10 protein-coding genes and 1 tRNA gene are annotated in these 11,170 nt (G+C 48.3%); 10 read left to right on the forward strand and 1 reads right to left on the reverse strand.

Annotated features, from left to right (window positions below; genetic code table 11):
* Positions 1-544: flagellar motor switch protein FliM (locus AC1HCM_RS05790; RefSeq protein ID WP_479460823.1), on the reverse strand; the 544-nt coding region annotated here is incomplete at its 3' end.
* A 66-nt stretch (positions 545-610) separates the two neighbouring features.
* Between AC1HCM_RS05790 and AC1HCM_RS05795 the strand changes: the two genes are divergently transcribed.
* The 10 genes from AC1HCM_RS05795 to AC1HCM_RS05840 form a co-directional block, all read left to right on the forward strand.
* Complete coding sequence (locus AC1HCM_RS05795; protein WP_479460824.1) at positions 611-2,596, forward strand: methyl-accepting chemotaxis protein; 1,986 nt, start codon at positions 611-613, stop codon at positions 2,594-2,596.
* Positions 2,597-2,614: 18 nt separating this feature from the next.
* Positions 2,615-2,887: a methyl-accepting chemotaxis protein gene (locus AC1HCM_RS05800; RefSeq protein WP_479460825.1), complete on the forward strand. Its 273-nt coding sequence runs from the start codon at positions 2,615-2,617 to the stop codon at positions 2,885-2,887.
* Positions 2,877-3,845 (forward strand): chemotaxis protein CheW, encoded by a 969-nt coding sequence (locus tag AC1HCM_RS05805; protein WP_479460826.1) that lies wholly within the window; start codon positions 2,877-2,879, stop codon positions 3,843-3,845. The genes AC1HCM_RS05800 and AC1HCM_RS05805 overlap by 11 nt, the downstream gene beginning before the upstream one ends.
* Entirely contained in the window at positions 3,845-5,728 is a 1,884-nt protein-coding gene (locus AC1HCM_RS05810; protein WP_479460827.1) for a chemotaxis protein CheA, read from the forward strand. The genes AC1HCM_RS05805 and AC1HCM_RS05810 overlap by 1 nt, the downstream gene beginning before the upstream one ends.
* A gap of 9 nt (positions 5,729-5,737) precedes the next feature.
* Positions 5,738-6,211 carry a chemotaxis protein CheW gene (locus tag AC1HCM_RS05815; RefSeq protein ID WP_479460828.1) on the forward strand — a complete coding sequence of 158 codons (474 nt, stop codon included), beginning with the start codon at positions 5,738-5,740 and terminating at the stop codon, positions 6,209-6,211.
* A 138-nt stretch (positions 6,212-6,349) separates the two neighbouring features.
* Positions 6,350-8,239: a molecular chaperone DnaK gene (gene dnaK, locus AC1HCM_RS05820; RefSeq protein ID WP_479460829.1), complete on the forward strand. Its 1,890-nt coding sequence runs from the start codon at positions 6,350-6,352 to the stop codon at positions 8,237-8,239.
* 42 nt (positions 8,240-8,281) lie between these two features.
* Entirely contained in the window at positions 8,282-8,665 is a 384-nt protein-coding gene (locus AC1HCM_RS05825) for a Rid family detoxifying hydrolase (RefSeq protein ID WP_479460830.1), read from the forward strand.
* Positions 8,666-8,674: 9 nt separating this feature from the next.
* Positions 8,675-10,075, forward strand: coding sequence for a replicative DNA helicase (gene dnaB, locus AC1HCM_RS05830; protein ID WP_479460831.1), 1,401 nt, complete (start codon positions 8,675-8,677; stop codon positions 10,073-10,075).
* Positions 10,076-10,104: 29 nt separating this feature from the next.
* A tRNA-Asn gene (locus AC1HCM_RS05835) sits at positions 10,105-10,180 on the forward strand.
* Between the two features lie 104 nt (positions 10,181-10,284).
* Positions 10,285-11,170: type I restriction enzyme HsdR N-terminal domain-containing protein (locus tag AC1HCM_RS05840; protein ID WP_479460832.1), on the forward strand; the 886-nt coding region annotated here is incomplete at its 3' end.

Raw genomic sequence — 11,170 nt, forward strand, 5'->3', positions numbered from 1 at the left:
TGTCTTCAAAACCAGCGAACTCTATGCTCCCTTCTTTAACAAGCGCAATCCATGCATCGTTTAGGTGTTTAACAAGTATATCAACGAGGTTATTTATGACCTTCAGCTCAAACTTGGTAAAGCTCTTGCCCTCAACCTTATAGGGCTGGGCTGGACCCCCGAAGATTATGCTTATCACGGTGTATATGAGCCGTGTGTCTATAACCATATACATCCTTCCCCCCAGAGCTTCCACGTTCAGAAGGGCTATCGCAGCTGGGAGGGGAATCTTGAGAACGAAGTCGGATATCTTCTCCGTTTTGACCTCCGAAAGGGATATGTTGTCAAGGTTAAATATCATCCCCCTAAGCTCGGGGGTCGCGTTTGCGATCCAGGTGTTTATCACCTGCTCAAGTCTGATGAGTCTTGTAGGGGATATCTTTTCAAGCTCGTTTATATTAAAGGGTTTGTAGCTTACTTCCTCTACTTTTTCTTCTTCTTCCTTTCCAAGGCTCTGAAGGAGCATATCTATCTCTTCCTGAGATAGGAACTCTTCATCCGCCATGAAAAAAATTATACATGCTCCGTTATACTATAAGTAGAGCCGTTGAGACAGTGGAGGAGCTGAGCCATGGTCATGTACGGTATAACAGAAGAAAATCTCAGGCTCCGTAAGGAGTTTATGGGATTCAGCGCCGAAGATGTAGCTGTCCTCTCCCAGCTCTATTCGTGGGCTAAGGAGTACGGACCGCGTATAATTAAAGAATTTTACGATGTTCAATTTAGCTTCCCAGAGACAAGAAGTTTTATGGAGAAAGTTGCAAAAGAAAAGGGGATATCTCTAGAGTCTCTGAGGGCTCAATTAGAGAGAAATCAGCTCCAGTACTTCCTTGATATATTTGAGGAAGCAAAAAGGGGAGGCAACTTTGGAGTCCCTTACTTTGAGAGGAGACTCAAGATAGGAAGTGTTCATAATGTTCTTGACCTTCCTATGAAGTGGTATGTGGGCAGCTACTCTATATATGTTAGTTTGATAGCCAAATACCTTGAAAAAGCCTTTCGTTTCAAACCGGGTTTTCGCTCAAAGGCTCTGACGGCTATAACAAAGGTTTTCATCTACGATATACAGAGCGTTTTTGATGCCTTCTTCTTTGACTTCCTTAAAGATGTGGATGTAGATGTTAACCAGATAGATTTTACCGACCCCACAAAGGACCTATCAGACTTCTACCCGCAGATAAAAGAGCTTGTCCGCAAGAAGATAGAAGAGAGGGCAAGGGCTGTAGAGGACGTTATAAGGGACCTCTCTGAGGCTATGGAGAAGCTTGGCAAAGGGGACTTTACCATCAGCCTTGATGTAAAGGAGGGAGAGTATAAAAATCTCTATGAAAGCTTTAACGTCCTTGTTCAAAAACTGAGGGATATGCTTAATAAGACCTATTCCGCCTCGTCAGACCTAACTGATAGGGCTATTGTCCTGACCGATGTTGCTTATGGTCTTGAGAAGAATTTTAATCAGCTGTTCGACAATATTAGCATGGTTTCTACATCAGCTGAAGAGTTTTCCATGATAGTTAGGCAGAATGCTGAGAACATAGTGGGAGCAAAAGAGCTCGTGGAAAACATGTACTCCGCCTTTAAGGAAAACAGCAGGATACTCAATGACCTTATAGAAAGCATGAAATACATATACGATTCTGTTCAGAAGTACTCGGAGGTTATAGAGGAGCTCAAGCGTTCTGTGGATAGAATAGGAGAGATTACTGGAACTATAAACTCCATAGCTGAACAAACAAGCCTGCTTTCCCTAAACGCTGCAATAGAAGCTGCAAGAGCTGGAGAGGCAGGAAGGGGGTTTGCTGTGGTTGCAGATGAAGTAAGGAAGCTTGCGGAGAGAACTTCAGATTCAACAAAAGACATAATTGAGATAATAGAAGGTATAGGGCAATCTACATCTAAGGCAGTAAGCTTCATATCAAAGATACTTGAGACTGTCCAATCGGGTATGGAAGCCTCTGAGAAGGCAAGTGAGGCGGTATCTCAGCTGGCTGAAAAGATAAATGAGGTTGAAGAGAGGATATCAGCCCTCGCTACAGCTGGCGAGGAAGAATCAAGTACCGCAAGTCAACTTGCCCAATCAGCTGCAGAGATTGACAAGCTTGCTGAGGAAGAAAAAGAGAAAGCCCATCTGCTGAAGCAGGTAGCCAATGAGACTATAGAAAGGTTAAAGTCTCTGTTGGAGGATATACAGCGTTTCCAGCTGGATGCCTTTAGCATAGAGAAGGCGAAGATAGCCCACAACATGTGGAAGCTCAAGCTTCTAAAATTTATGGAAGGTGAGCTTGAGATGGACCCCTCTGAGCTCGTTGACCACACCCAGTGCTACTTAGGGAAGTGGTACTATTCTGTTGGTAAAGAGAATTGCGGCTATCTCCAAAGTTTTAAAGATATAGAACAGCCTCACATAGAGCTTCATAAGCTTGCACGGGAGATATACGAACTCAAGAAAGCGGGCAAACTTGAGGAGGCAGCTAACAAGCTCATAAGGGTCAAAGAGGTGGCATCCAAAATAGTGGATAATCTTGATAAACTTAAATTGGAGTGTCAAAGAGCGTGATCCCTATGGAGGAAAGCTATGGCGGATAGCAAGAGTGTTGAGTGTGATAAGTACATGGAGGAGCTCTCAAGGCTTACCGAGAGCCTGATGAAGATAGCCAAGCAATCTAACCTCCTTGCCCTCAATGCGGCGATAGAGGCTGCAAGGGTCGGGGAGTCAGGGAAGGGATTTGCCGTCGTCGCCTCCGAATTCCGTAAGCTCGCCGACAACACCTCCAAGCTCTCCAAGGAGATAAAAGATATAGTGGACAGGCTCTCCGAGGCTCTTAAGGAGGAAGGGGATGAATCCTGAGAAAAGTCCCCATGCACTGCCCGACATATTGGAGACTGGTAAGAATGAGCTTGAGATAGTTGACTTCAGGATTTATGAGGACAGACCCGAAGGCGTTTACGAGTGGATATTTGGAGTTAACGTGGCTAAGGTAAGGGAAGTCCTGCGCATGCCCAAGGTAACCAAGGTACCCAACATGCCACCTGAAGTTGAGGGTATGGCTGAGATAAGGGGTAAGCTCGTTCCCGTGGTCAGCTTAGCCCGATGGATGGGTATAGAGGAGCCTTCCGAGAGGAAGAAGTTTCTCCTCCACCTTGAGTTTTTAAGGGAGAACGTAGGCGTCATTGTCCACGATGCAAAGAGGATAAGGAGGATAAGCTGGAGGGACATAAAGAAGGCTCCCGACACCCTTAACCAGAAGTTGGGAGGGAGGATTACAGGGGTTGTTGATACCGAGGATGGACTACTCATAATCCTTGACTTTGAAGGGATACTCCATGACATAGGTCTCCTTAAGGTCTTCCACGAAGCTCAGGCTAAGGAGGAGGCGAAGGAGACAAAGCAGAGCTACACCATCCTCATAGCTGAGGACTCTGCCATAGCACGAAAGATAATAAGGGACATCCTTGAATCCGCAGGACACAAGGTTATCATGGCTGAAGACGGGCTTGAGGCCTGGAACACCCTAAACGAATACCTTGAGAGGGCTAAGGGTGAAAACAGACCGATAACGGACTACATTCAGCTCGTTATAACCGATATAGAGATGCCCAACATGGACGGACTGACCCTCACGAAGAAGATAAAGGAGACGCCCGGACTCATGGGTCTTCCAGTAATAGTTAACACAACCCTGAGCGATGAATCAAACAGGCAGAGGGCTTTCAGGGTTCACGCCGATGGCTTCATAGTCAAGTTTGACGCTGCGGAGCTCCTTGAGATGGTGGACAAGCTCGCCCATAGAGGAGAAGGGTCATGATGAGCGATGATATGAGAGAGATCTTCAACGAGTTCGTTGTTGAGGCTGAAGAGAACCTACAGAAGGTTGAGGAGAATCTCTTAGAGCTTGAGAAAGACCCAAAGAACGAAGAACTCCTCAACGCCACCTTCAGAGCTATGCACACTCTCAAGGGAGGAGCTGGCTTCCTTGGACTTAACGCCATAGTTGAGGTAGCCCACGCAGCGGAGGACGTTCTGGGTAAGCTGAGAAGCGGTGAGCTTACCTTAACACCGGAGATAAATGATGCCATCCTTGAGGCGGTTGACTTCATACGCTCCGCCCTTCCGAGATATGAAGCTGGAGAGGAGGTTGAGGTTCCCTCTGAGCTTGTAAGCAAGCTAAGAAGCCTCCAAGAGGGAGGGGCAGCACCCCAAAGGGGAGAAGAAGAAGGCTCTCTGGAGGAGCTCCTTGAAAGGTTCGGCTTCTCTCACCTGAAGGGAAAGCCCATAGAGGAAGTCCTTGAGGAGCTGATACTCCTTCCCCCCGATGAGAGACCTACAGAGCTTATAGAAGCCCTTGACAGGCTCGTGGCAAAGGGAGAGGCTCCTCAACCTGAAGAGCCCGTTGAGGAGAAGGGAATAGAGAAGGCTGATGAGGTAGCCAAGGAGGAGCAAGAGGAGGTCAAGGAGGCTCCGAAGGAGGAGAAGCCCGAGAGGAAGCCCCAGCCAAAGACCGAAGGGGAAAAGGTCCTCAGAATAGACGTGAACAAGATAGAGGACCTCATGAACCTTGTGGGTGAGCTCGTACTTGAGAGAAACAGGCTCCTGAGGGTCTTTCAGAGGCTTCAGGAAGAGTACAGGTCAAAGACCGTTGATGACCTTGAGACAGTCATGTCCTCCTTGGACAGGATAGTTGGAGACCTTCAGCTCGCCGTTATGAAAACGAGGATGCAACCCGTAAAGCGCCTGTTCCAAAAGTTCCCGCGGGTTGTGAGGGACCTCGCAAGGATGCTCGGCAAGGAGGTTGAGCTCGTCCTTGAGGGTGAAGATGCGGAGATGGATAAGACGGTTCTGGAGAAGCTTGAGGAGCCCCTAATACACCTCATAAGGAACGCCGTTGACCACGGAATTGAGCCCCCCGACGAGAGGGAAAGACTCGGAAAGCCGAGGAAGGGAATGGTTAAGCTCAGCGCCTACTACCACGGGGACAGGATATTCATAGAGATAGCGGACGACGGGAGAGGAATAGATGTGGAGAAGGTCAAGCAGAAGGCTCTTGAAAAGGGTCTAATAAGCCCCGACAGGGCTGAGAAGATGACCGAGAAGGATGTCCTCTTCCTTATATTCCATCCGGGCTTCTCAACAGCGGAGGGGGTCTCTCAGGTCTCGGGAAGGGGTGTGGGGATGGACGTTGTCATGAACACCGTCTCCGCCTTCAGGGGAACCATTGATATAGAGACGGAGAGAGGAAAGGGGACAAGGATAACCCTCTCCTTCCCCCTTACCGTGGGCATAATACGCTCGCTTCTCGTGTCCGTAAACGGAAGGTTCTTCGCGATACCTATATACTCGGTCCTTGAGATAATCCAGGGAGAGGACGCCCAGATAACGACCGTCTCCGGAAAGGAGGTTCTCATACTCAGGGAGCTGACCATACCTCTGATAAACCTCGGCGAGGCTCTTGAGATGGGGGGGAGCGACGTTGGCTACGTTATAGTCTCTCAGGTGGGGAGTCAGAAGGTCGCCTTCACCGTTGAGGACCTGTTCGGTGATGAGGAGGTTGTGGTGAAGCCCCTTGGCAAGATAATAGGTGAGGTTCAGGGCATATCGGGAGCGACCATAACAGGAGACGGAAAGGTAGTCCTTATCCTTGACCTTGATGGGATACTCAGGAGGGAGATGAGGTCTATTTCTCTTGTGTGAGGTGGTGTTATGGCTGACATAGTTCCAACGGGAGAGACCAAGCCTGAGGTAGCCCTCACGGGTGTGGAAGAGTTCCTCGGCTTTTCCTTGGAGGGCGAGCTTATCGGAATAAACCTCAAGAAGATACTAACCATATCAAAGACGATGGAGACGGTCAGAGTTCCCTACACACCGAGCTACGTTGTCGGTGTGATAAACCTCAGAGGGGAGATAATCCCCGTTCTGTCCCTCAAACAGCTCCTCGGGCTTTCCGAAACGAGGGAGCCTACGAGGATAATTGTTCTTGACTCAGCCCACGGCAAGGCTGGTGTCCTCGTTGACGAGATCGTTGGTGTCGTTAGAATCCCCCAGGAGAGGTTTGAGCCGAATCCGATGGCTGGCAGGTACAGCGAGTTTGTTAGCCACGTAGCCCAGACCGAACACGGTCTGATGGAGATACTTGATGTTGACAAGCTGATAGACTCCGTAGTCAAGAAGGACTGAGTCCTTTAAGGCTTCCTCCATATTACCGAAGGTGTTTTCTGTCCCCATCAATGGTTAATAAGATTGTTTTTATAAAACTTGACACGAAAAGACTAAAGGTTTAAAATAATCACCACAGAAAGGAAAGGAGGTGAAAAGATGGCGGAGAAGATACTTGGTATAGACCTGGGGACAACGAACTCCGTCGTTGCGGTTATGATGGGGGATGAGGCGGTCGTTATTCCCAACCAGGAGGGTTCAAGGCTCACGCCCTCTGTCGTGTCCTGGACGAAGGAGAAGGAGATACTCGTGGGAGAGCCTGCAAAGAGGAGGGCTGTTCTTGACCCAGAGAACACGATATACGAGTCAAAGAGGTTCATAGGTAGAAAGTACGAAGAGGTTAAGGAGGAGGCAAAGAGGGTCTCCTACAAGGTGGTTGCCGATGAGAAGGGAGATGCAGCCTTTGATGTTCCCAACGCAGGAAAGCTCGTCAGACCTGAGGAGGTGGGAGCACACGTTCTAAGGAAGCTCAAGGAGGCGGCGGAAGCCTACATAGGTGAGAAGATAACCAAGGCGGTTATAACCGTTCCCGCATACTTTAACGAGAGACAGCGTCAGGCTACGAAGGATGCGGGTAAGATAGCGGGACTTGAGGTCCTTAGAATTCTCAACGAACCGACCGCAGCGGCTCTGGCTTACGGACTGGACAAGAAGAGCGATGTGAAGATACTCGTTTACGACTTTGGTGGAGGAACCTTTGACGTCTCAATCCTTGAGGGAGGAGAGGGTGTTATAGAAGTCAAGGCAACGAGCGGTGATACCCACCTTGGCGGTGCGAACATAGACGAGAGGATAATGGAGTGGCTCATTGATGAGTTCAAGAAGGAGACCGGAATTGACCTGAAGCAGGACAAGACGGCACTCCAAAGGCTGAAGGAAGCTTCCGAGCAGGCTAAGAAGGAGCTCTCCTTCAAGCTTGAAACGGAGATAAACCTTCCCTTCATAACCATAGACCCCAACACGAACCAGCCCCTCCACCTTCAAAGGAAACTCACGAGGGCAAGGCTTGAGGAGATGATAAAGGACCTCATAGACAGGACTATGGACATAGTCAAGAAGGCGCTTGAGGATGCGAAGCTCAGCCCTCAGGACATAGACGACGTTGTTCTCGTGGGAGGTTCCACGAGGATTCCCCTCGTCCAGCAGAGGATAAAGGAGTTCTTCGGTAAAGAACCCCACAAGGGGGTGAACCCCGATGAAGTCGTAGCCGTTGGAGCCGCGATACAGGCTGGTGTTCTCTCCGGGGAGGTCAAGGAGATACTCCTCGTTGACGTTACACCCCTCTCCCTTGGAGTTGAGACCTACGGAGGTGTGATGACGGTCCTCATCCCGAGGAACACGCCAATACCCTACAAGAAGTGCGAGGTCTTCACGACAGCTTCCGACTATCAGACAGAGGTTGAAATACACGTCCTTCAGGGTGAAAGACCCCTTGCAAAGGACAACAAGTCCTTAGGAAAGTTCTACCTCACGGGCATACCACCTGCACCGAGGGGTGTTCCCAAGATTGAGGTCTGCTTTGACATAGACGCCGACGGAATACTCCACGTTACCGCAAAGGACCTCGGAACGGGCAAGGAGCAGTCAATAAGGATACAGCCCTCCTCGGGACTCACGCAGGAAGAGATTGAGAAGATGGTAAAAGAAGCTGAGGCTCACGCTGAAGAGGACAGGAAGAAGAAGGAGCTCATAGAGACGAAGAACCAACTTGACCAGCTCGTTTACAACCTTGAGAAGATAGTGAATGAAAACAAGGACAAGCTACCCGAGGACCAGGTTAAGGAGGCTCAGGAGGTAATTGAGGAGGCTAAGAAGGTTATGCAGGAGGCACAGAACGCTGAGCAGATAAAGGCTGTGATGGACAAGGTACTCCAGACCTCCTCCAAGATAGGCTCGCAGATATACGAGGGTGCAGGAAAGCAGGCTGGCTCTGAAGGAGAGAAGAAGGAAGGCGGGGACGACGTTATAGACGCAAAACCTGTTGATTAAGTCCCTCCATCCAGCCCCTCCTTCCCCTTTATAATTTTTCCGATGAGAAGGCGGATACTTACCGATAGGGCTCCAAAGCCGGTAGGACCTTACTCTCAAGCCATTGAGGTGGATAACACCCTCTACCTGTCCGGTCAGATAGGGATAGACCCCGGGAGGGGTGTGCTCCTTGATGACTTCAAGGATCAGGCACAGCAGGTCTTCAGGAACATAGACGCCATACTTAAAGAGGCTGGCTATAAAAGGTCGGATATAGTGAAGGTGGTTGTATACCTCACCGACATCGGGAGGTTTTCTGAGCTCAACTCCCTTTATGAAAGCTTCTTTGAGGGTGTGGAGGTGAAGCCAGCGAGGGTCACCGTTGGTGTGAAGGAGCTACCGCTGAACGCCCAGATAGAGGTGGAGGTGACGGCGGTAAAGGATTAATCTATTACTATGATATCTCTTAACGTAAAGCCTCCTCACGATGAGTCCGCAGAGAGATCGGTCCTTGGGACTATGCTTGCCGATCCCGACAACATACCAGTGGTCTTAGAGTACCTGAACGAGGAGGACTTCTACATAGAAGAGCACAAACTCCTCTTCAGAACGATAGTCAAGCTCTGGCAGGAGCACGGCAACAACTGGGATGAGGTTGTCCTGAGGGACTTCATAAGGAGGGAGGGTCTTGAGGACAGGCTCCCCTTTGACTGGATACTGAGCATATACGAGGAGGCTGCACCCCTGAGCACCCTGGAGACAGCCTGCAGCATAGTTAAGGAGAAGGCTGGTCTGAGAGCTGTCCTTGAGCTCTCAATGGAGCTCATAAAGGATGTCAAGGACCTTCAGGACTTCAATACTATCATTGAGATAGCCCAGTCAAAGATATTTGAGATATCGGAAAAGACCACCGTAACCCACTACCACCACATAAAGGAGGTGGCTAAACAGGTGGTGGAGATGATTGACCAGTTCAGGAAGACAGAGAGGCTCGTGACAGGGTTATCAACCAGCTTCACCGAGCTTGACGTCATGACGACAGGCTTCCATCCCTCCGACCTCGTGGTTCTCGCCGCAAGACCGGGAATGGGTAAGACCTCCTTTATGCTGACCCTCGTGAGCCACGTAGCCTTCGTGGAAGAAAAGCCCGTGGCAATATTCTCCCTTGAGATGAGCAAGGAGCAGCTCGTTATGAGGCTCCTCTCAAGCATGGCGGAGATTCCCCTTCAGAAGCTCAGAGCGGGTTTCATAACCGATTGGGAGAGGGAGAGACTCCTCACCGCAGCCCTTGATCTCTCTCAAGCTGAGATATACATAGACGATACCCCATCTCTGACCACAACCGAGCTAAGGGTAAAGGCGAGAAAGCTGAAAAAGGAGAAAGGCGTTGAGTTCGTTGCCGTTGATTACCTGCAGATGCTCCGTTCTCCGGCAAGGAAATCCTCCCGTCAGGAGGAGGTGGCGGAGATATCAAGGAACCTCAAGGCGCTCGCCAAAGAGCTCTCAATACCTGTCTTAGCTCTCGCCCAGCTCTCAAGGCAGGTTGAGCACAGGAGCGACAGGAGACCCCAGCTTGCGGACCTAAGGGAGTCAGGGCAGATAGAGCAGGATGCGGACCTAATAATCTTCCTCCACAGACCCGAGTACTACAAGAAGAACCCCTCTCCGGAAGAGAAGGGCATAGCGGAGATAATAGTTGCCAAGCAGAGACAGGGACCGACAGGTGTTGTGAAGGTAGCCTTCGTAAAGGAGTTCGCCAAGTTCGCTCCCCTTGCAAGCCCTGTAGGTGAGAGCGAGGAGGAGATATTTGAGGAGGAGGGAGAGTTCTCCGAAGAGGACTACGACCTTGATTTTTAAAAGGTAGGGGGATAAAATTAACCTTTGCATCCGGGGTAGCTCAGCCGGCAGAGCGGGTGGCTGTTAACCACCTGGTCGGGGGTTCGAGTCCCTCCCCCGGAGCCATTTTAGTTGCATAGTTCGGATATGAACGATTTAGCAGAAATTCTGCAACCTACCTTAGAGATATTCAAAAATAAGAACGAAATCATATTAAGGAGATGAGAAAGATGGATGAAAATATGAAAATCATAAACAAAATAATTCCAAACGCTGAAACAGAATTGCCATTATTGGCTAATCACTTACATAAGCTTAAAATATATGAGAAAAATAAAGGCAAATGGTATATAAAAAGTCATGACTTCTACGGAAAAGAAAAACTGGTATTGGATGAAAACAAAAATCAGAAAAGACCCGAAGAGATAGTAAGACAATTATTTCTTTTTGAACTAACAGATAATTACGGTTATCCAAAAGATAAAATCAAAGTTGAAGAAAAGGTAAGCTTTGGTAGGGAAAAAAAGAGAGCTGATATTGTCGTATACCAAGAAGATGGGATAACTCCATGGATAATAGTTGAGGTTAAAGCACCTCACGAAAAACTAAATATTCCTCAGCTTAAAAGTTATTTGAATGCTGAAGGCTCACCAATTGGTGTAGCGGTAAATGGGAAAGAAATAACTATCCTTTACAGACCTTACCCAAAGGAGTTTGATGATAACTTACCAGATATACCCACATATACAGAATATTTAGAGGTTAAAGATACTAAAAATCCAGCAATTGAGGTTGCAGATATTGTTTTAAGTAGAAAGTGGACTCTTGAAGAATTAGAGAAAAAATCTAAAGAAAAGAAGAAATCACTTAGAGAAATTATTGAATTACTTGAAGAACTGGTGTTGGCAAATTCTGGTGTTGATAGCTTTAATGAGATTTTCAAATTAATTTACGCTAAGTTATTTGATGAGTGGGAAGCAAAAAGCAGGAAGAATAAAGAATTAAAATTTAGAAAATACAAAGACTCAAAGACAACTTATTCGGTCATTTCCGAACTTTTTGAGGGAGCAAAGAAAGAATGGAAAGGTATCTTTGAAAAAACAGATAAAATAAAAT

The sequence above is a fragment of the Hydrogenivirga sp. genome, from assembly GCF_056450045.1.